This is a genomic window from Falsiphaeobacter marinintestinus (assembly GCF_007923355.1).
GTDB lineage: Bacteria > Pseudomonadota > Alphaproteobacteria > Rhodobacterales > Rhodobacteraceae > Phaeobacter_A > Phaeobacter_A marinintestinus.
On the sequence record NZ_VOGO01000007.1, the window covers coordinates 109,941 to 131,188 of the forward strand.

General features: G+C 60.7%; 18 protein-coding genes. 2 read left to right on the forward strand and 16 right to left on the reverse strand.

Annotated elements, in window-relative coordinates; genetic code table 11:
* Nucleotides 1–177 precede the first annotated feature (177 nt).
* Entirely contained in the window at nucleotides 178–1,380 is a 1,203-nt protein-coding gene (gene pcaF / locus FOY56_RS15720; RefSeq protein WP_146346822.1) for a 3-oxoadipyl-CoA thiolase, read from the forward strand.
* 4 nt (nucleotides 1,381–1,384) lie between these two features.
* Here the strand turns inward: pcaF and FOY56_RS15725 are convergent, their stop codons facing one another.
* From FOY56_RS15725 to FOY56_RS15775, 11 genes are all read right to left on the reverse strand, one after another.
* Nucleotides 1,385–2,620, reverse strand: a complete 1,236-nt coding sequence (locus FOY56_RS15725) for an efflux RND transporter periplasmic adaptor subunit (RefSeq protein WP_146346823.1) — start codon at nucleotides 2,618–2,620, stop codon at nucleotides 1,385–1,387.
* Between the two features lie 5 nt (nucleotides 2,621–2,625).
* On the reverse strand, nucleotides 2,626–4,989 hold the full coding sequence (locus FOY56_RS15730; protein ID WP_146346824.1) for an ABC transporter permease: 2,364 nt from the start codon (nucleotides 4,987–4,989) through the stop codon (nucleotides 2,626–2,628).
* 7 nt (nucleotides 4,990–4,996) lie between these two features.
* Nucleotides 4,997–5,704 carry an ABC transporter ATP-binding protein gene (locus FOY56_RS15735; RefSeq protein ID WP_146346825.1) on the reverse strand — a complete coding sequence of 236 codons (708 nt, stop codon included), beginning with the start codon at nucleotides 5,702–5,704 and terminating at the stop codon, nucleotides 4,997–4,999.
* Nucleotides 5,705–5,802: 98 nt separating this feature from the next.
* Nucleotides 5,803–7,440, reverse strand: coding sequence for an ABC transporter ATP-binding protein (locus FOY56_RS15740; protein ID WP_146346826.1), 1,638 nt, complete (start codon nucleotides 7,438–7,440; stop codon nucleotides 5,803–5,805).
* Nucleotides 7,437–8,249, reverse strand: a complete 813-nt coding sequence (locus tag FOY56_RS15745) for an ABC transporter permease (protein WP_146346827.1) — start codon at nucleotides 8,247–8,249, stop codon at nucleotides 7,437–7,439. Before FOY56_RS15745 ends, FOY56_RS15740 begins: the two co-directional genes overlap by 4 nt.
* Nucleotides 8,246–9,202, reverse strand: coding sequence for an ABC transporter permease (locus FOY56_RS15750; protein ID WP_146346828.1), 957 nt, complete (start codon nucleotides 9,200–9,202; stop codon nucleotides 8,246–8,248). The genes FOY56_RS15745 and FOY56_RS15750 overlap by 4 nt, the downstream gene beginning before the upstream one ends.
* Nucleotides 9,203–9,205: 3 nt before the next feature.
* A complete protein-coding gene (locus tag FOY56_RS15755; RefSeq protein WP_146346829.1) occupies nucleotides 9,206–10,786 on the reverse strand; it encodes an ABC transporter substrate-binding protein in 1,581 nt (526 codons plus the stop codon).
* Nucleotides 10,787–10,905: 119 nt separating this feature from the next.
* The gene (locus FOY56_RS15760; RefSeq protein ID WP_146346830.1) at nucleotides 10,906–12,900 is read right to left on the reverse strand and encodes a CocE/NonD family hydrolase; all 1,995 of its coding nucleotides are present in this window, start codon (nucleotides 12,898–12,900) and stop codon (nucleotides 10,906–10,908) included.
* A gap of 49 nt (nucleotides 12,901–12,949) precedes the next feature.
* Nucleotides 12,950–14,053, reverse strand: coding sequence for a DUF4147 domain-containing protein (locus FOY56_RS15765; RefSeq protein ID WP_146346831.1), 1,104 nt, complete (start codon nucleotides 14,051–14,053; stop codon nucleotides 12,950–12,952).
* A 5-nt stretch (nucleotides 14,054–14,058) separates the two neighbouring features.
* Nucleotides 14,059–14,496: a D-aminoacyl-tRNA deacylase gene (gene dtd / locus FOY56_RS15770; protein WP_146346832.1), complete on the reverse strand. Its 438-nt coding sequence runs from the start codon at nucleotides 14,494–14,496 to the stop codon at nucleotides 14,059–14,061.
* A 3-nt stretch (nucleotides 14,497–14,499) separates the two neighbouring features.
* On the reverse strand, nucleotides 14,500–15,186 hold the full coding sequence (locus FOY56_RS15775) for a nitroreductase (protein ID WP_146346833.1): 687 nt from the start codon (nucleotides 15,184–15,186) through the stop codon (nucleotides 14,500–14,502).
* A gap of 149 nt (nucleotides 15,187–15,335) precedes the next feature.
* On the opposite strand from FOY56_RS15775, the gene FOY56_RS15780 reads away from it, so the two are divergent.
* On the forward strand, nucleotides 15,336–15,755 hold the full coding sequence (locus FOY56_RS15780) for an Hsp20/alpha crystallin family protein (protein ID WP_146346834.1): 420 nt from the start codon (nucleotides 15,336–15,338) through the stop codon (nucleotides 15,753–15,755).
* A gap of 30 nt (nucleotides 15,756–15,785) precedes the next feature.
* Here the strand turns inward: FOY56_RS15780 and FOY56_RS15785 are convergent, their stop codons facing one another.
* From FOY56_RS15785 to FOY56_RS15805, 5 genes are all read right to left on the reverse strand, one after another.
* Entirely contained in the window at nucleotides 15,786–16,895 is a 1,110-nt protein-coding gene (locus FOY56_RS15785; RefSeq protein WP_146346835.1) for a TFIIB-type zinc finger domain-containing protein, read from the reverse strand.
* Between the two features lie 65 nt (nucleotides 16,896–16,960).
* The gene (locus tag FOY56_RS15790) at nucleotides 16,961–18,106 is read right to left on the reverse strand and encodes an SPFH domain-containing protein (RefSeq protein ID WP_146346836.1); all 1,146 of its coding nucleotides are present in this window, start codon (nucleotides 18,104–18,106) and stop codon (nucleotides 16,961–16,963) included.
* A 38-nt stretch (nucleotides 18,107–18,144) separates the two neighbouring features.
* The gene (locus tag FOY56_RS15795; RefSeq protein ID WP_146346837.1) at nucleotides 18,145–19,074 is read right to left on the reverse strand and encodes a DUF2927 domain-containing protein; all 930 of its coding nucleotides are present in this window, start codon (nucleotides 19,072–19,074) and stop codon (nucleotides 18,145–18,147) included.
* 46 nt (nucleotides 19,075–19,120) lie between these two features.
* Nucleotides 19,121–20,311 carry a toxic anion resistance protein gene (locus FOY56_RS15800; protein ID WP_146346838.1) on the reverse strand — a complete coding sequence of 397 codons (1,191 nt, stop codon included), beginning with the start codon at nucleotides 20,309–20,311 and terminating at the stop codon, nucleotides 19,121–19,123.
* A gap of 29 nt (nucleotides 20,312–20,340) precedes the next feature.
* Nucleotides 20,341–21,231, reverse strand: a complete 891-nt coding sequence (locus FOY56_RS15805) for a 5-bromo-4-chloroindolyl phosphate hydrolysis family protein (protein ID WP_146346839.1) — start codon at nucleotides 21,229–21,231, stop codon at nucleotides 20,341–20,343.
* Nucleotides 21,232–21,248: the final 17 nt, after the last annotated feature.

The window sequence follows — 21,248 nt, forward strand, 5'->3', positions numbered from 1 at the left end:
TCCGATCCATTGCGGGCGTCAGGTATCTCCTATATCGATATCTGCGGAAATTCCTTTTGGAATGCAGAATAAGGCACCCCGTATTGCTGAATTGCGCTGGTGCCACACGAATTATGGCCGGGGTCCTGCAGTTTTTCCCCAGAAAGCGCAGGGCACTCGTGACTCAGGAGGACGCTCATGGCCGACGCATATATCTGTGACTACATCCGTACCCCAATAGGGCGCTTTGGCGGCAGCCTGTCGACCGTACGCGCCGACGATCTGGGGGCCGTCCCGTTAAGAGCATTGGCCGAGCGCAACGCGAGCCTTGATCTGGCCGCCATCGACGAAGTCATCTTTGGTTGCGCCAATCAGGCGGGCGAAGACAACCGCAATGTGGCCCGCATGTCGTTGTTGCTGGCCGGGTTTCCCGACAGCATTCCGGGCGCGACGGTCAACCGCCTGTGTGGATCTGGCATGGACGCGATCATCACGGCAGCCCGCGCCATCAAGGCAGGCGAAGCCGAATTGATCGTTGCTGGTGGCGTCGAAAGCATGACCCGCGCGCCGTTTGTGATGCCCAAGGCCACAAGCGCCTTTTCCCGCGCGAACGAGGTCCACGACACCACCATCGGCTGGCGCTTCGTCAACCCGCTGATGAAGGCGCAATACGGCGTCGATTCGATGCCCGAAACCGCTGAAAACGTGGCCGAAGATTTTGATATCAGCCGCGAAGCCCAAGATGCTTTCGCCCTGCGCTCGCAGGATAAGGCAGCCGCCGCTATTGCTTCTGGTCGTCTGGCAGAAGAAATCGTTCCGGTCACCATCCCGCAGCGCAAAGGCGATCCGATTGTCTTTGACACCGACGAACACCCCCGCGCAACCTCGTTGGAAAAGCTGGCCAAACTGGCAACCCCCTTCCGCAAGGGCGGATCGGTGACTGCCGGAAACGCATCAGGCGTGAATGATGGCGCTGCGGCCCTGATCATCGCCTCTGAAGCGGCTGCCAAAAAGCACGGACTCACCCCGATTGCGCGTGTTCTGGGTGGAGCGACAGCCGGCGTAGCGCCCCGGATCATGGGCATTGGCCCGCAACCTGCAACCGAACGGTTGTGCACATTGCTGAACATTAAACCAACTGATTTCGATGTGATCGAACTGAACGAGGCCTTCGCGGCCCAGGGGCTCGCCGTTTTGCGCGGTCTTGGCATCGCCGATGACGCAGCCCATGTGAATCCCAATGGCGGGGCCATCGCGCTGGGCCATCCGCTGGGCATGTCGGGGGCGCGGATCACCGGCACCGCGATGCGTGAACTGCAAAAGACCGGCGGCAAACTAGGGCTGGCCACCATGTGCATCGGCGTCGGGCAGGGGATCGCAATCGGGATTGAACGGGTCTGACCCCTCAGCCGCGTTCCTCGACCGGCGCGCCATCTTCCAGCGTGGACGCCGGGAACAGCACAACGCGGCTGCCATCCTCCAACCCATCCAGAACTTCGGCTTCGATACCGTTGTTGCGGCCGATGCTGACCCGTTTCAGGGTCGCGACCCCGTCCGACACTTCGAAGACGGCCCAGTCGCGGCCTTGCCGGAACAAGGCGGCGGACGGCACGATCAAAGCATCGTCGCGCTCCCACACCACGATACGCACCTCGACCCGGTACCCGTGACCCAGATTGGCCCGATCCTGCTTGGCGTCGGTGAAATCGATCCGCGTTTCGACGCGCTGTTCTTCGACCCCAAGCGCCGAAAACTTAGTGTACCCGTAAGGATCGATCCGATCGACCACCCCGTGCAGGTCGCCGGCACCGCCCCAGTTGGTGATGATGACACGATGACCCGGTTGAACCTGCACCGCATCGGATGACAACAGTTCGGCAACCACTTCAAGATCACCGGTCACATCGCCAATCTCAAGGATCGGCTCCCCCGCAAGCAGGGTCTTTTCGCTTTTGGTGATCACCTTCAACACCGTCCCGTCGATGGGCGAGCGCAGCAGGATCGAGTGCACCGGTTTAAGGCTTTCGCCAAGCGCCGAGGCCAACCCCTGATCTTCGAACCCGATCAGCCGGGCACGGGCGTTGTTCAGTTCTGCCTCGCGCTGGGCGATAGCGGCAAGCGCCGTTTCGACCATAGCCTTGGCGACCCGTGCCGTCTGGTTGGCGCGTTGCAAGGCGACGTCGCTGACAATCTGGCGTTCAATCAGTTTCTTGGTGCGCTCCAGTTCCGACACGGCGAAATCGGAATTGGCCCGCGCCGCATTCAGATCCGCCTGTGCAACACGCAGGGCGGCCTCGGCGGCATGCACGGCGGCCTGCGCCTGTTCACGGGTCCTCACGTCCAGGGCTGATGGATTGGTCGGCAACATCCGCGCAACAATGGTCTCGTCCTTCACCACCTTGTCGCCGGGTTGCAATGTCACGCGCTGCAATTCGCCCGCGACCGGCGCGGACACGACATAAGTCTCATGCACCTCGGTGCGGCCTTCTTCGTTGACCGTCATGATCATCGGGCCCGTGACCACGTCGGCAGTGTCGACCAAGGTTGGCTTTGGCCAGAAGGCCACCGTCAACCCGGCTCCGACCAGTATCAGCGATACGGCGATCAGAACCGGGCGGGAATATTTGCGGGTGTGCGCCACGGTGGTTACTCCCTTGTTTTCAAGGCCAGGACCAGCTCGGTCCGGTCTATATCACGTTTCACCAGCCAGGCCGACAGGGCCGATGCGACGATGACGATCAAGATGGCCGTGCCGTAATTGGCCGGGTTCACGATGGGCAGGATCTGGTACAGTTCTGTGCTGAACGCCGCCGCCACCACAAAAGTCAAAAGATACCCCAATCCCGATCCAAGCGGCAGTGCAAGTAACGTCACGATCCCGATTTCCCCCAGCAAAACAAACCCGACTTCGGCCTTGGTGAACCCGATCACCCGCAGGCTTGCCAGATCGCGCGATCGTTCGGCCTGTGCGATCCGGGCCGCATTGTAAACGACTCCAAATGTGATGATGCCCGCGATCAGCGCCATGACATAGCGCATGTTGCCCGGCCCTTCGTCCACCAGTTTGACCAATGCATCGCGGGCATCCGATTTCAGGCTGACCCCGGCCACATTGGGCCGATCCTTCAGCGCGTTATAGATTTGGGAAGATTGATCCGCATCGATCCTGAGATAGGCCCCCGACACGCGTAAAGGCTCTCCAAGCGCGCGGTTCAGCGCCTCGATTTCCATATAGGCGGGTGCCCCCACCAGGCTTTGCGATACGGCGACCACCGGCAGGTCAACCACGGGCTGGCGGCCCTCGCGCACGTCAACAGTCAGGATATCGCCAGCCGAGGCGCCAAGGATGGACGCCAGTCCGGTCGACAGGATGATCCCGTCGCTGCGCATGAACACGGGCCGCTCGTTCGCATCCAGCGCGCGATACAACCGCGAGTCCACGCCCAGCCCCGAGATCCCGCCGCGATAGGTCTTTACCCCGCGGCCAAGAATGGCGGCGACATCGCGCACCGGTTCAACTTCGATCACGCCGGGGATGCGTTCCAGTTCGAACAGGGTGCGGCGCTCCAGCGGGTGGGTGAACGTCACAGTGACATCGCTGCGGTCGATGGCGTTGAACGACACATCCACCATATACTCAAAGTTGGCCAGCAGCGAACTCATGGCCGTTGACAGCGCAAGCCCGGCGGCGATCCCGACAACCGATCCCCCCATGCGAAACGGCTGGCGTGTGAACCGGCGCAGCACCATGCGGGTGGGCTGATCCATGAACCGGGCCGCCGCAGCACCGAACCGCCCGCTGCGGCTATAATCGGGTGGGGCCGCAGGGCGCATGGCGACCGCCGGAGACAATGCAAAGACTTTTCGCAGCACAAACAGCCCCCCGGCAGAGGCTGACAGAATGCTGGCCGTGACGCCAATCACAAACGCCGACGGGTCCAGCCGGAAGACAAGGAAGGGGAACTTGAAGTAATTCAGATAGAGATCGACCATGCCGCGCCCCGCCGCAATGCCCAGCACGCAGCCCAGCAGCGCCCCGCCTGCGGCGATGGTCAGGATAAGCTCAAAGTAGTGCCCGCCAACCTGCCAGTTGGAATATCCAAACGCCTTCATCAACCCGATCTCTTCCCGCTCGGACTGCACCATGCGGGTGATGACAATGTTCAGCAGAAACGCGGCCACAGCCAGAAACACCAAAGGCACGCTGCCACTGGTTCGGCTCAATCCACCAATTTCTTCGGTGATGAACCGGTTTGAAATCAGGTCTGCCACACCATAGGCGCCGCGTCCGCCATACCGGTCGAGGATACGGTCGGCGGCGTCCATCACGGCCGCCGGATCGGTGCCGCGCGTGATTGACATCAACGCCTCGTTGAACGCGCCATCAAGGTCATAAGCCGCTGCCAGCGTTGACCGGGCGGCCCAGATCACCGCGAACCGGCTGTCATCGGATACAAATTCGCCTGGCGCGATCGTATAGAGAAACTCGGGCGACTGGACGAGGCCGACAATATCAAAGGTCCGGCGCGCGCCATTCATCGTGGCCGCCAACGTATCGCCAACCTGCAGCCCATGGGCGTCGCCAAAGCCTTTCAGCAGCAGGATCTCATCGGGTCGTGTTCCGTCCAGCTTGCGGCCATCGGTCAGGTATAGATCGTTCAGCCGGGGGTCGCCAAAGTCGGGTAGGGACACGGCCTGCGCCTGCAGCGGAGCATCGACACCGGGCACATCGACCAAAGCCGATCCCATGATGCGGGTTTCCACCTGCGCCACACCGGGGATCTGGCGCAGGTCCGCGACAATCGGTTCCGGCGCGCGGGTAACATAGGCAAAGATATCGGCCAGCCGATATCGGTCATAATACGCCTGCCGGGTCTCATCCAGTGACGTGACCAACCCCGTCATCATCACCTGCATCAACACGCCCATCGCAATCACCATCGCAATGGCGACGGCCTGAGCCTTGATCCGCCACAGATCCCGGAACAGTTTTCGCGTCAGGGGGGACATGCGCGCCTCACCATTCGATCTCATCCGGCGTGCTTTTGGTTTCGTTCACGATCACTTCCCGCACGTCCCCATCTGCAAAATGCACAACCCGGTCCGCCATCGCGGCCTGACTGGCGGCGTGGGTGACGACCAGAACGGTCGACCCTAACCGCTCGTTCACGTCCTTCAGCACCCGCAACACAGCGCGCCCGGTCGTACTGTCCAGCGCCCCGGTGGGTTCATCGCAGAACAGCACCGTGGGCCGTTTCGCAATCGCCCGCGCAATGGCAACCCGCTGTTGTTCCCCGCCCGACATCTGCGCCGGAAAATGGTCCGAGCGGTGGTCAAGCCCGACCAGATCCAACGCCTCGTCCGGGTCCATCGGGTCGCTCGCGATCTCGGTGACCAGTTCAACGTTTTCGCGCGCGGTCAGACTGGGCATCAGGTTATAGAACTGAAACACAAACCCGACGTGGTCGCGCCGGTACCGGGTCAACTCAGCATCGCTCATCGCCGCCAGATCGTGCTGCATGAACCTCACGTCGCCATCCGTGCCCCGATCCAACCCGCCAAGAATGTTCAGCAGGGTTGACTTGCCGCTGCCAGATGGCCCCAGCAGGACCACAAACTCGCCCTTGGGAATGTCCAGATCAACACCACGCAGCGCGTGCACGGCGGCCTCGCCTTCACCGTAGATCTTGCGCAGCTTTTGAACGGAATAGGCGGTCTCGGTCATGGCCATCCCCTGAATCATCTGCATTCCAACGCAACTGCGCCCCCGCCGCAAGGGGCGAGGGCGCAGTTTGGCCGTGACAGATGTGCAGGTGGGCAGGCTTAGTTGCCTGCGCTTTCCATCTTACGATTGGCGATGACCTCTTCCAGCCAGCCCAGCTTCATCTCGGGAACCGAGCTCAGCAGAAGGTCGGTATAGTCGTCAAACGGCGGTGTCAGAACATCGGTTTTCGAGCCATACCGAACCACGCGCCCCTGATACATCACCGCAATCGAATCCGCGATGGCCCGAACAGTTGCCAGATCATGGGTGATGAACAGGTATGCCACATCCTCGATCTTTTGCAGATTGAGCAGAAGTTTCAGAATGCCGTCCGCCACCAGCGGATCCAGTGCCGAGGTGACCTCGTCACAGATGATCAGCTTGGGTTTGGCCGCCAGCGCCCGGGCAATACAGACGCGCTGTTTCTGCCCGCCTGACAGTTCTGCCGGATAGCGATCCTGAAATCCGTCACCAAGTTCGATCTCGTCCAGCAATTCCTGGATGCGTTTTTGTTTCTCGCTCCCTCTCAGGCCGAAATAGAACTCCAGCGGCCTGCCAATGATCGTCCCGACCGTCTGGCGCGGGTTCATCGCGACATCGGCCATCTGATAGATCATCTGCAATTCGCGAAGGTCTTCGCGGCTGCGTCCGGCCAGATCCGGTGACAGGGTACGTCCGGCAAAATCGATGCGACCCGAACTTGGCGGCAACAGACCGGTGATCACCCGCGCCAGCGTCGACTTGCCTGACCCGGATTCACCAACCACCGCCAGCGTCTGCCCGGGAAACAGATCGACCGACACGTCATGCAGCACGTCAAAGTTGGTGCCTTTATACCGCGCTGTGATGTTCTGGACTTTCAGAACCGGTTCGATGCCGGGCAGCTTTTCTTCGTGATCGATCGAGCGCACCGACACCAACGCCTGAGTGTACTCTTCCTTGGGCGTGTTGATGATCTGATCGGTGGTGCCGTATTCCACGGTCTCACCCATCTTCAGCACCATGATGTCGTCGCTGACCTGCGCCACAACTGCAAGATCGTGGGTGATGTACAGGGCGGCGACACCGGTGTCCCGGATCGCCTCCTTGATGGCCATCAGCACGTCGATCTGCGTGGTTACATCCAGTGCCGTGGTGGGTTCGTCGAACACCACCAGATCGGGCTCGGGACACAGCGCCAGCGCAGTCATACAACGCTGCAACTGCCCACCCGAGACCTGATGCGGGAACCGGCTGCCGATGTTGTCGGGATCGGGCAGACCCAGCTTGGCAAACAATACACGCGCGCGCTCTTCCGCGTCCTTGCGTGAAAATTTGCCATGCTCAACGGCGGCTTCGACAACCTGATCCATGATCTTCTTGGCCGGGTTGAACGATGCGGCCGCAGACTGCGACACATAGGTGACTTCGCCCCCACGCAGGGACCGCACGTCTTTCAGGCCGGACTTCAGGATGTCACGTCCATTGACCCAGACTTCGCCGCCCGTGATCTCGACCCCGCCACGGCCATAGGCCATCGTCGCCAGACCGATAGTGGATTTACCGGCCCCGGATTCCCCGATCAGGCCCAGCACCTGGCCTTTTGCCAGATCGAAATCGACACCATGGACGATTTCGATATCGTGCGGTTTTTCACCCGGCGGATAAACCGTCGCCCCGATTTTTAGGCCACGGACTTTCAAAAGCTGATCGCTCATCCCCGACCTCCTTTCAGGCTGGTGGTTCGGTTCAGGACCCAATCCGCAACCAGATTGACCGAGATGGCCAAGGTCGCGATGGCGACAGCGGGCCACAAGGCCGCTCCGATGCCATAGACGATTCCGTCCTTGTTCTCTTTTACGATCCCGCCCCAGTCGGCCAGCGGTGGTTGTACACCCAGACCCAGGAACGACAGCGTCGATACGAACAGAACCATAAAGATGAACCGCAAACCCAGTTCCGCGACCAGCGGAGACAGGGCGTTTGGCAGGATCTCACGGAAGATGATCCAGCCCCGGCCTTCGCCGCGCAGTTTCGCGGCTTCGACATAGTCCATCACGTTGATGTCCACGGCGACCGCACGGGCCAGCCGGAACACACGGGTGGAATCCAGCAACCCCATGACCAGGATCAGAACGCCCGTGGTTACCGGCATCACCGACAACACGACCAGCGCAAAGATCAGCGATGGGATCGACATCAGCAGGTCGACAAACCGGCTCAGCGCCTGATCGGCCCAACCGCCCAGAACGGCGGCCAGAAACCCAAGGGTCGATCCGGTGACAAAGCTCAGGATGGTGGCGACAGTGGCAATAAAGATTGTCGTGCGCCCGCCATAGATCATCCGGCTTAACAGATCGCGACCGATATTGTCGGTGCCCAACAGGTGCTCAGCCGATGACGGCTCCCAGACATCGCCAACGATCTCGGCCATGCCATACGGCGCAATCAAGGGGGCGAAAATAGCGGCCAGAAAGTAGACCGCAGTGAAAGACAGCCCGACTGCTGCAGCGAAAGGTATTCTCATTTCGGATGCCTCAGTCTTGGGTTGGACAAGATCGATACGATATCAGCCACCATGTTCAGCAAAATATACACGCCAGCGAAAATCAGACCGCAGGCCTGCACCACGGGCACGTCGCGTTTTGACACGTGATCGACCAGATACTGGCCCATACCCGGATAGACGAACACCACTTCAACCACGACGACGCCGACCACCAGATAGGCCAGGTTCAGCATCACGACGTTGACGATAGGGGCGACAGCATTGGGAAAGGCATGGCGATAGATCACCTGAAACCCGCTCAGACCCTTCAGTTCAGCGGTCTCGATATAGGCCGATTGCATCACGTTCAGGATCGCGGCGCGGGTCATGCGCATCATATGCGCCAGAACCACCAGCGTCAGCACCATGACCGGCATCGCGATCGCGGACAGCTTTTCGCCCAGGCTCATGGAATCGTTGATCATCGCGACAGACGGGAACCAGCGCAGCTTGACGCCGATCACGTACATGACGACATAGCCGATCAGGAATTCGGGGATCGAAATCGACGCCAGAGTAACGCCCGAGATCAGCTTGTCCGGCCAGCGGTCCTTGTAGCGAACGGCAACCAGCCCCAGCAGAATGGCCAGCGGGACCGAGATGATCGCGGCCCAGAAGGCCAGAAACAGCGTGTTGGAAAAACGCGATCCGATTGCGGTCGCGATATCCTGACCGCTGGTCAGTGCGGTGCCCAGATCACCTTGCAGGATGCCACCCAACCAGGCGAAATAGCGGGCGACGGGCGGGTCGTTCAGGCCAAGATCGCGGCGCAGGTTCGCAAGCGCTTCAGGCGTGGCCGACTGGCCCAGAATGGACTGTGCAACGTCTCCCGGCAGGATGATCGTCCCGACGAAAATCAGGATTGAGACAAGGAACAGCAGCAAAAGGCCCAGCGCAATGCGCTGGGCCAACAGTTTTACAATAGGGGGCACAGCTTATGCCACCCACATACGATGCGGGGCGTAGCTGTTCATCAGGGCGTAGCCTGCGGTGCCCTCGACCCAGCCTGCGATACGGTCGCTGCTGGCGTCGACAAAGTCGTTGAACATCGGGCAGATCAGGCCGCCCTCGTCACGCAGGATCGATCCCATGTCAGCATAGGTTTGCTTGCGCTTGCCCAGATCCAGTTCCGCACGGGCCGACAGCAACATCTGGTCGAACTGTTCGTTCTTGAACCGCGTGTCGTTCCAGTCTGCCGTCGACAGATAGGCGGTGGTGAACATCTGATCCTGAACCGGACGACCACCCCAATAGCTGGTGCAGAACGGCTTGTTGTTCCAGACTTCCGACCAATAGCCATCATTCGGCTCGCGCTTGATGTCCAGCTTGATACCGGCACCGGCCAGCGACTGCTGGAACAGAGCGGCAGCATCCGGTGCGCCCGGGAACGAGTTGTCCGAGGTGCGCAGCAGAACCGGTCCATCATAGCCCGACTTCTTCATATGGTGCGCGGCCTTGTCCGGGTCATACTCGCGCTGTTCGAATTCAGTGAACAGCGGGTAGGCGGCGTTGATCGGTGTGTCGTTCCCGACTGATCCATAGCCGAACAGGATCTTGTCGACCATTTCCTGACGGTTGATGCCGTACTTCAGCGCCAGCATCACGTCCTGGTTCGCGAACGGATCGGTGTCGACATGCGCGATGAACACATAGTGGCCAGGGCCACTTGTGGTGTGCACGTTGATGCCCGGAGCACGGGCAACCAGACCGGCGGTGCGTGGCGGCACACGGTCGATCAAGTCAACCTGACCGGACTGCAGGGCTGCAACACGGGCCGTGTTATCGTTGATGACGATCAGTTCGATCGTTTCGGCGTTGCCCAGGTCACCCCAATAGTTCGGGTTTTTCTCGGCCACAAACCGCACGCCCATGTCGACATCTTTCAGAACGTAAGGACCGGTGCCGATGCCCGCATCGGGGGCGTCCTTGCCACCGCCGGGCTGAATGATCAGGTGATAGTCGGCCATCAGATAGGGCAAGTCGGCGTTCGGTGTTTCCATCTCGATGATGACACTGTCACCGTCGGCGGTCATGTTCTTGATGCCACGCATGATGCCCAGGGCACCCGACTTGGTGTCTTCGCCCGAATGGCGGTCCAGCGATTCAACAACGTCCGCAGCCGTGACCGACTTGCCGTTGGAAAAAGTGATGCCATTGCGGATCTTGAAGATCCAGACGCGCGCATCTGCCGAGCTTTCAAAGCTTTCGGCGACTTTGCCTTCGATGCTGCCGTCAGCGGCCTGATCGACCAGCGGTTCACCCCAAAGGCGGTTGACCATCAACGCCACCTGGTTGGCGGCAAGTGCCGGATCAAGGCTGTCGGTGGTTGACCCACCCTGCAGACCCATACGGATCGTGCCGCCTTTTTTCGGGCCGGCGGCCATGACGGCGCTGGACATAAAGGTGCTGGCAGCGGCAGCTGTCAGGCCCAGAGCCGCAGCGCGGCCCATGAATTCACGGCGTGACATGCGCCCTGCGTTTACGAGGCCGCTTAGATAATGCAGTTGGTCTTTCATAGAAGTCTCCCGGTTGTGTCGCGCAGTTTATTGGCGCGTTTTTATTGATTGATGAGTCAAGGTTTGCGCATTTCCGGTGGTGTCGCAAGTGTTAATGGCCGCATTGGTGGCCCGCTTTCCTACATCCCGTCCCGTTCTATCTTATCGGAAATGTCGCGTTCGAACACCAGTTTGTCGTCTTCATAGGCTTCCATGCGGGCCTTCAGATGGAAATGCGTTGCATCTGACCACATTTCGCAGGTCGCTTCGGTCCGCAGCATCCAGTCGCCCCGGCCCATTTCCGAGGTCCAGTGACATCGCCCGTTGGCGGACAAAGGGTCATCCGGATGGATCGTCCAGCTTTCCCGCGCGATGCCGCCATTGATCAGCCCGTGATCATCATCGCGGGCCTGTCCAAAATCATCCACGATGTCCAGCCGGACGGTGCCATTTGTCAGATCGGTGACAATCTCGCGCCGGTTCGATCGGTCCCGCAATGACGTCGCCTCCCACGCCGGATCGGCGACCGGCGGCGGAAAGGTCCATTCGTCGTCACCTGCGGTGTGTCGCACAGGCACATCGATGGCCCCGGCCGTCAGAGTCAATTCGGCACTGTCCGGAGACGGCCAGATCAGCGGCCAATACGCCGACGAAATCGCAACTCGCATCCGATGCCCTTTGGGCAGGCGATAGGCAATATGGTCAAGATCAACGTCTATATCATAGGGTTCACCGGGCTTTAGCGGCGTTTGATCCGCGTGCCCGTCACGATGCGTCAGGTTCAGCACGCCATAGGTGATCCGCGTCGACGCGCCATCCGGGTGCACATGGGTCAACCGAACCGCAATTTGCGCCTGTGGCTTGTCCGCAGACACCGTCAGACGCAGCTTGGGCGCACCCACGATGTCCATATCTGCGGCCACCGGCGCGCTGTCAAAACAGACCGACAACGCATCGTCCCGGCGTTGATCCCCCGGCATCTCGGGGCCCAGCCAGATCGCGCAATACTCGCCCGCGGCCATCCCGCAATCCTGCGGCGACCGGACACGCGCCGATAAAGCCGCCGGGGCCGGTTTCAGCCCGTCCTCCGTCAGATGCAACGTCTCCATCGGCAGATGCGATGTTGCCCCGCCACGTTCCGCCAGCCAACGGCCCGGACGCTCCAGGTACCAGGTCTGTGGGCGGACGCCGTCCATCAGATAGGCGCGATACTCCGGATCATCCTCGGCCCCGTTGGCAATGTCTTTCAGCCAACGATCCCACCAGCGCAGCGCCTCTTGCAGAAAACCGATTCGCGGTTCAGGCACCGCGAAATGCGGGTACTTGTGAACCCAGGGCCCAACGATTCCCTTGGCGCCCGGCACGTTTTCAACCAGTTGCGGTACGGCGTTCTTATACGCATCCCCCCAACCGCCGACGGCCAGAACCTTGGCATTCAGCCGCGAAAAATCCTCGCACACCGATCCGTGCTGCCAATAAGCATCCCGACGCTGATGGCGCAGCCAGACCGAAGGCAAAAACGGCTCGTTTTCCAGCCGGTCCAGCCAGATCTCGCGCCAGTTTTCGCGCAGCATCGGGTCGGGCGCATTCGAACTGTAAGACCACATGGTCGCGCCCCAGCCGAGGTTTTCGTTCAGCAGACACCCGCCTTTGTAATGGATGTCGTCGGCATAGCGATCCACGGTGGAACACAGCGTTATGATCGCCTTCAGCGGGTCGGGCTGCAAATGCGCCACCTGCAGCGCGTTGAACCCGCCCCAGCTGATCCCCATCATGCCCACATTGCCGTTGCACCAGTCTTGTGCGGCGACCCAAGTGATCACCTCAACCGCATCGTCCAGCTCCTGCTGCGTGTATTCATCCGCCATCAACCCTTCGCTGTCGCCATTGCCGCGCATGTCGACGCGCAGACAGGCATAGCCGCGCTTGGCAAACCAGGGATGCGTGAGGCTATCGCGCACTATGGTTCCGTCGCGCTTGCGATAGGGCAGGTATTCAAGGATCACCGGCACCGGATCGTCGGACGCATCGACAGGTCGCCAGACCCGCGCCGACAGACGACATCCGTCTGACAGCGTAATGCCAAGATCCGGCAGATCTTCAATCTCGCGCAGGGCGTTGGAGGGGGAACTCATATGTCGGTCATGCCTTTGATTTGTGATCTAACAGATTAAAAACGACCCGTCATCGGCGAATTGCGACCAGCAGATCCATGACGTTGGTTCCGGTGGGCCCAGTGATCAACAAGGCCTCGCGCGCGTCAAGAAAAGTGCCGCTATCCGCCGCCGCCAGCGCAGCTTCGCCGCCCGGTCCCCAGGTCGATCCATCAACAATTGCGCCTGCGGCTTCTGTCGGCCCATCGGTCCCGTCCGTGCCGCCAACCACGACCGCCAAACCTTCAATACCCGCAATCTCGCGGGCCAAAGCAAGCGCCAGTGCCTGATTGCGACCACCCCGACCCGGGGTGTCCGGCAGAACAACGGTCGGTTCGCCCCCAAGGATCATAACGCCAGTCGGCATGTCACGCAGGCGTTGTCCGATGTCACTGGCAAGCGCCTCAAGATCGTCATGCAGGGCTTCCTCATTGCACAAAACGCGCAGACCATCGGCTTGCGCAGCGGCCACCGCCGCCGCCCGTGCAATTGCGTTGCTCGCCACGATTCGCGCTTCAAAGTTGAACCCGCACGCATTAGGCGCATTGCCGATCCCCGATCCAATCACGCCAAGATCATCCCCCGGCACGTCCGAAATCGCCAGAACCGTCACCTTTGCCCCACCGAAATGCGACAACAATCCACCACCCTTGATCTGCGATAGCTTACGGCGTTCGACATTCATCGCACCGATATCCAGACCCGCCGCCAACAAACGCTGGTTCAGCGCGGTCAGATCGCCCAGCGTTTTGCCCGCCACCGGATCTTCGGCCAAAGACGATGCCCCGCCCGACACTAGCAACAACAGGTGGCTGCCCTCGGGCATTTCCGCCACCGCCGCGCGCAACGCCGCGCCGCCTTTCAGGCTGCGGGCATCTGGAACCGGGTGTGACGCCTCGATCAGTTCTGCATGATCGGGCAATCCCGCGCCATGTCCGTCTTTCGTGACCACCAAGGTCGGCACGTCCCCGAACAGTTCCAACGCCGCCTGCGCCATGGCCCCAGCCGCCTTGCCCACTGCCACGATCCGGTCTGGTCGGGCAACATCCATCAACGCCGCCTGCGTCGCGGCATGCCCTCCCACAGCATCAACTCCGGCCTGCCAGATCGCGATAGCCTGCGTGCGTTGGTTCATTTGGCCTAAACCTCCATCCAGATCGTCACCGGACCATCATTGACCAGAGCGACCTTCATGTCCGCGCCAAACCGTCCGGTCTCAACCGGCACGCCTTGCGCAGCAAGTTGCGCCGCAAAGTATTCGTACAGCCGCTCACCCTCATCAGGGGGCGCTGCATCGGAAAACCCGGGCCGGTTGCCGCGTTTCGTGTCCGCCGCCAATGTGAACTGACTGACCACCAAAGCAGACCCGCCGATATCACGCACAGATAGGTTCATCTTGCCCGCGTCATCCTGAAAGATCCGCAATTTGGCGATCTTGGCCGCCAGTTGATCGGCATTAGCCACCTGATCGCCCTGCATGGCGCACACCAGGATCAGGACTCCGGCGCCGCATTGCCCAATCACGTCACCGTCAACCATCACGCGGGCTTCATTTACCCGCTGGATCAAAGCCCGCATCGGTCAGCTGCGCCAGTCGATGATGTCGTCCACCTCGGCCCGCGTCGTGCGGAACGAATTGGCCGGGTGATCCGGGTCTGCATACCCAAACGAGATCCCGCACAGGATCATGCGATCCTCCGGGATATCGAAATACTCATGCAGGAAGGGCGCAAACGTCGCCAAGGCCGCCTGCGGAACCGTCGCCACGCCGGCCGCCGTGGCCGCCAGTGTAAAGGCCGCAACGAACCCGCCGCAATCCATCGCGCCATACGCCCCCAACTCGGTCGGGCTGGTCACGATGGCAACATGCGGAGCACCGAACAGTTCGAAATTCTTCATCATTTCCCGGGCCGACGCCCCCCGGTCGCCTTTGCCAACACCCACCGCGCGATACAACGCCCAGCCGCACGACCGGCGCCGGGACTGGTAGACGCCTGAATAGCTGGTCGGAAACGGCAAGTCAGATCCTGCCCCCAACCCGGCCGAGCTTTCGGTGGCCATCTTCATCAACTCGGCCCGGAACTTATCGGTCTCTGCCCCGCTGGTCACCGTGATCTGCCAGGGTTGTGCGTTGCACCATGATGGCACCCGGCGCGCGGTATTGACGATCTGTTCAATTGTTTCCTGCGGAACCTGATCCGTCTTGAAGCCTCGGCAGGAGTGACGCTGGACAAATAAGTCGTCCAGTTCGGACAGGGACACAGTCATCGCGCGGATCTCCTTGGCTGATCTTTCCTGCGCGAAGATGGCCGGGTCCGCTCCGATCTGCAAGGGCGATGCATTTTCTTGAGTTGGATCAAGGCAGGCCATGCTGGGACGCGTCAGGATGACATCACATATCGAAAGGAGAATGTGTCATGGTTGAAAAAACCGAACAGGCCAGCCTCTGGCCGTCGCTCTACGATCCGCTGCGCAGTTTTGGAACGCGGGTCGCAGACTGGTTGAATCCGGCAACGGAAGCATCCGGAAATGACGATGCCTATGATATCAGAATGGAACTTCCCGGCGTGTCCGAAGACGATATCGAACTCACCGTCGAAGACGGCGTCGTCAATATCCGGGGCGAAAAGAAAACCCAGCAGGAAGAGAAAGGCGACACCTGGTACTTCAGCGAACGCCAATATGGCGCGTTCCGGCGTTCATTCCGACTGCCGGAAAACGCGGACGGTGGCAAAGCCAGCGCCAGCATGAAAGATGGCGTGTTGCACGTTACCGTACCCAAAAAGGTCCCCGAACCGAAAAATGAGGTCAACAAGGTGACGATCTCGAAAGGGTGATCCCGGCGGTGGCCGGGGGAGGGGGAACCGCTATTGCTGTGTTGCGATCACATAGCCGACCCCGGCCGCCACCAACAAACCCAGGGTCACCGCGATGGTGATCTTGATCGCCGACCACGGTCGTTCACCCTGAACCCGACCCGTGCGCCCATTCACCACAAACCGATAGGTCTTGCCACGAAACTTGTAGGCGGCCAGCCAGACCGGCAGCAGGATATGCTTGAACGTGACGTCTGAAATGTCGGTATCGATGTTGTGGATCCGCTGCTGATCGCCGCCGATATCAAACCGCACGTCGCGCTCGATCGTGCGTGCCATGATCTGGCCCGCCTCGGCATAGCCGTCCTGTAACTCCACCGTATAGGCCTCCGCCCGGAACCCAGCGAGGTATTCGGGCCGATACGGCTCCAATGCGGGCAGATCCCAGGGTTCCAACGCATCGGTATATTGTTTCGGCAAACTGCGAGAGGCCAGCACAAGGACGTCATCAAAGAAACGCGCCACCCGACCCGAGGCCGGAGACCAGCGCACCTTGGCCACCCGCTGCTGCACCTGTTTGCCATCCCGCATCACGGTGCGGGTTTCATAATACACAACCCCGCGCTGGCCCGAATACGACGATTTCGTATCCGCGTCGAAGGTCCAGTAAGGCACGTATATGCCCTGCATTTTTCGACCCTTGCGGGCATACTCCTTCAGCGCGTTTGGCGCGAACCACAACCGACCCAGCCAATCGCTCATCGCCTTGTGTGCCGACCGTTCGTCCAGACCAAACGGCAGCACTCCCTTCGGCTTGATATGCCGGCTGACCCCGGTATCGGTCACCACGGGTGTCGCGCAAAACGGGCACTCGGCAGCATGCGTGGCCGGATCGAACTCCACCTGGGCCGCACAATTGGGGCAGGTCAGAATCCGGGTCTCTTCAATCTCGGCCTCTGCCAGCGTCCCGGTGGCGGCGGCATCAAAATCCAGCTCTCGGATGGCCGGACCTTTCCACGGCCCGGCCCCGATGGGTTGCGAATGGCCGCAATGGTCACATGTGAGCGTGCCATTCGCTGGATCAAACCGGTAATCGGCCCCGCAATTGTCACAGGGAAAACGGTGTTCTTCCACCAGTTCGGACGTCGCAGATAAAGTCATGTCCGTCGCGCCTTATCCTTGTCGTTTCACAGGCGTTTCAGCCGGGTCTGCCATTCTGCAGACGCTCAGGCCCCGGGGGGAGGCGGCGGCATTATCGTAAACAATTGCGCCAGCTCCCGCACATCTTCCGCGCGTAACCAACCATCCTGTCCCGCGGTCCAGACATGGGTTTCACGGGTCAGCCCACCACTGCCGACCATGCGCCCCAGATCGGCCTTGGAAAACGGCCCCGTGGTTTGACCGTTCTCGGCCAAATGCCAGACATGCTCGACCGGCGGCGGGGGCGGCGGTGCCGCTTGCGGTGCGGCCTGCGCAGCAGCGGGGGCAGGGCGGCCCCACGGGCCTGACGGCTGGCCCGCTGCCATGTTGCCCATCTGCTGGGCCATGGCCATGCCCATTCCGGCCCCCAGACCAGCCGCCATGCCACCGCCCGCCGGGTTGCTGGCCGCTGCTGTCATCGCTTCAGCCGCAGAATACTGAGTGAACTTGCCCAGATCACCCGCCAGCCCCATCGACGTCCGCTTGTCCAAAGCCGCCTCAACCGCCGGCGGGAGCGAGATGTTTTCGATGTAAAACTCAGGGATCTCCAGACCATAGCTGTCCACCACCGGGCTGATCTCGGCCGTGATCAGCTTGCCCAGATCGGCGGTATTGGCCGCCATGTCCAGAACCGGGATACCCGATCCCGCGATGATCCGCGAAAACTCCTGCACAATGATGTTGCGCACCTGATAGCTGATCTCGTCCATGGTGAACTCACCATCGGTACCAACGATTTCAACCATGAACCGCGCCGGATCCTTGACCCGGATCGTATAGGTGCCAAAGGCGCGGATGCGGGTCGGTCCGAACTCGGGGTCGCGCAGCATGATCGGGTTCTTGGTGCCCCATTTCAGATCCGTGAACCGCGTCGTGTTCACGAAATAGATCTCGGATTTGAACGGAGACTTAAACCCATGATCCCAATGCTGCAGCGTCGTCAGCACCGGCATGTTGTTGGTCTCAAGCATATACAGACCCGGCGTGAACACGTCGGCCAATTGCCCCTCGTGAATGAACACCGCCGCCTGACCCTCGCGCACCGTCAGCTTGGCACCGTATTTGATCTCGTGGCCTTCGCGCTCGAACCGCCAGACCATGGTGTCGCGGGTATCGTCGACCCAGGCAATAACGTCGATGAATTCCCCGGTCAGAAAGTCAAAAATTCCCATAAAAGCGATCCTCTTCTACTGTCGGTTCGGGGTCGAGCCTAAAGCTCCTGACCCATCAAGTCGCGTGCAATGATCCGCGTGACGGGCCGGGCTTGCGCCGCCGTCATGCCCGGAGTCAGGCGGGGATCATACAGCATTTTCAAAAGCAGTTCGTCGTGGTTGGTCAACAACGCGAACTCGTCGTCGTCGTTGAAGATCGACGGCCGGGCCTCGGGGCTGTCATTGGGCAGGCCCAACCCTTGGGCGATTTCTTCGTGGATGCAGGACAACCGGACCAGATCCGGATGCTCGGCCCGGATCAATGCCACGGCGCGGGTATAGTCGCGCGAATTGCGCGATCCCGACACGGCCACCACAAGGCAATAAAACGACCGGGGCAGATTGCGAAACAAGGCCAGTTCGGCGTCGCTGATGCGCGGGATCAGCTGTTTCAGGCGCCGTTGAATAAACTCACCGTCATCTTCGCCCGCCACAAAGACATGAAAGTTCGCGTTCGATGCCACCGGGGTAATCGAATGACCCGTCAGGCGCGCAAGACGGGCAGCATAGTTGGCGACGTTTTTGGCGTCTTTTTCGCGCTGATCCAGAGGCACGCTGGCCCCGAACTCGGTCCCGATCCGAACCGGACCAGACCAACGGCTCAACTCACCGGCAACGTCCCGACTCTGACCCTGGCCCCCTGCGCCCCGGCTGTATTCGTCAAAAAACGCGATGGTCTCAAAGTTCCGCGCCAAAATATCGGGGCTGAACTGCGTATCCGGTCCGCCCCCATCGGTGCGCAGCAATCCCCGCGCCAGCAGATCGTTCTGTACCGCCAGATAATACCGCTCCAGATCGCGGCTTTGCACCGACCGTGGCGTCACCTCGGGCGTTTCCGGCGCAAGCGCAGCAGGGCGCGCCTTTGGCACAGGTGAACTTTGCAGGCCAATGTCTTCACAGCCGGTCACGGCCAATAAGGCCGCGACCATCAACGCTGCTTTGGATGTGCCTGATCGAACAACCTGCACCCGGCAATTACCCCGGAACCGACGTCGCCGCAGTATCGCCCAACCCGTCCTTGCGTGCCTTGGCCGAAGCCAGTGTATCGCGCAATTCGGCTTCCATATGGATCAGTTCCTGCTCGGCAGCCGCACGTCGCGCCTTGCCTTCATCCGCGATCTGCAGGCTGTCCTGAATGGTGCCGATCAGGTCGGCATTGGCCTGTTTCACCGCTTCGATGTCAAACACGCCACGTTCCATTTCTTCGCGGATTACCTTGTTGCTTTCGCGCAGGTTGGCCGCGTTCGACGTCAGCAGTTCGTTGGTCAGATCGTTTGCATCCCGCACTGCCGCAGCCGCTTCCGAGCTACGCTGAATCGTGACCGCCTGCGCCAGCTGGGTTTCCCACAGCGGCACGGTGTTCACCAGGGTCGAGTTGATCTTGGTGACCAGCGATTTGTCGTTTTCCTGAACCAGCCGGATCGACGGCAGCGACTGCATGGTCACCTGACGGGTCAGTTTCAGATCGTGCACCCGACGTTCCAGATCATCGCGGGCGGCCCGCAGATCGCGCAGTTCCTGCGCTTTCATCACCTGATCGCCTTCGGGCGCGGCCTGCACGGCAGCTTCGCGTTCCGGGATCTCGTGACTGTCCAGTTCGGTCAGCTTTTCTTCGCCCGCCGCGATGTACAGGGCCAGTTCGTCATAGAAATCCAGCGTCTTTTCATACAACAAGTCGAGCGATTTGATGTCCTTCAGCAACGTGTGTTCGTGCTTCAGAAGGTCATCGGTGACGTGATCGATCTGGCCCTGAACCTTTTCAAAGTTCGCGGTGAACTTGGCAAACGGCGCGGCGCGGCCCAACAGTTTTTCCCACCAGCTGCGATCGCGGCGCACGTCCAGTTCGCTGACCGAAAACCCCCGGATCGTCGTCACGATTGACCGCAGGCTGTCGCCCGCCGGACCAACATCCTTATTGCGCACATCCGCCAGCATCGCCTGACTGATTTCCTGCAACTCAGCCTGCGCGCCCGACCCAAAGGACACGATCGAATTCGTGTCGCTCATGTCGATCTGCGCCATCCGCGTCATGATTTCGGCTTTCACCGGCGCATCGGCTTGTTCGATGGCAACGATTTCAGTCGATGGTTCAGGCAGTTCAACCGCCGTGACTTCGTCAACGATGGATTGGGTTTCTGCGGCCTTCTGGCGAACGGTTTCAGACATAAGAGCTCCTGGTTACTTAGTGGCGTCGGTCAGTCCAGCCGGACGCCTTCACGCTGCAGCCTGTCGCGCAGCACTTCGATTTCAACAGTCAGATCGCTGCGGTCGTCCTGCAGCATTTTACGGGTCCGCGCGGCAAAGTTCTGCTCAAGATCGTCGAGCAATGACAGGTAATCGGCGCGGGCCTGGGTATCGGGGGTGCGGGCATAAATGTCCGCGAACTTGATCGTCGCGTCGCGGGCACCCATCAGATAAACGGTCATATACTTGCGCGCCCCGGTCAGGTCGCGCGGATCTTCCTCGACCGTGCGCAGCAGTTCGCGCGCCGTGGTCTGAAACTGCACAACCCGTGCTTCGACCCGACGGTCTTCGGCGCGTTTCACCGCATCGGCCATATCGGCCAGGTACCCTTCGGCTTCGTCCACGACGCGGGCAACGCGGTCTTGCTGGAAGGTGTCGATGCCCTCCATGCCTTTGTCTTTCAACGGATCGATGCCAAACGCCATCCCGTGCAGAACCGTCGTCACGCCGCCGAACAACAGTGGCGCAATCACGCCCGGTTCAAACTTGTAAGCCGCAATCGCAATTCCGATCCCGGTCAGAACGCTGGAGACCATCTTGCGCGGAAACGCCGGGCGGCGCGCGACCTTACGCGCGTTAAAGGCGGTTTCGGCCCGCAGCCCTTCGCGCATCAACCACGCGGCCAGTGTCAGAATGCCTGCCGCAACCAGACCCAGGGTCATGCCAATCGCGCCATCGTTCAGCGACATGAACACCAGCGGGATCGCCGGAACGAACAGCACATTCGCCCGCGCACCTGCCGGATCGACCTTGGCCCCATGATAGGCCCCGCGCGGTTCCGGCGCGTCGTCGCCCTCGGGTTTGCCATCGGGGCTGAATTTTCCACCAAAACGTTGCGCCACGGCCTAAAGCCCTCCAA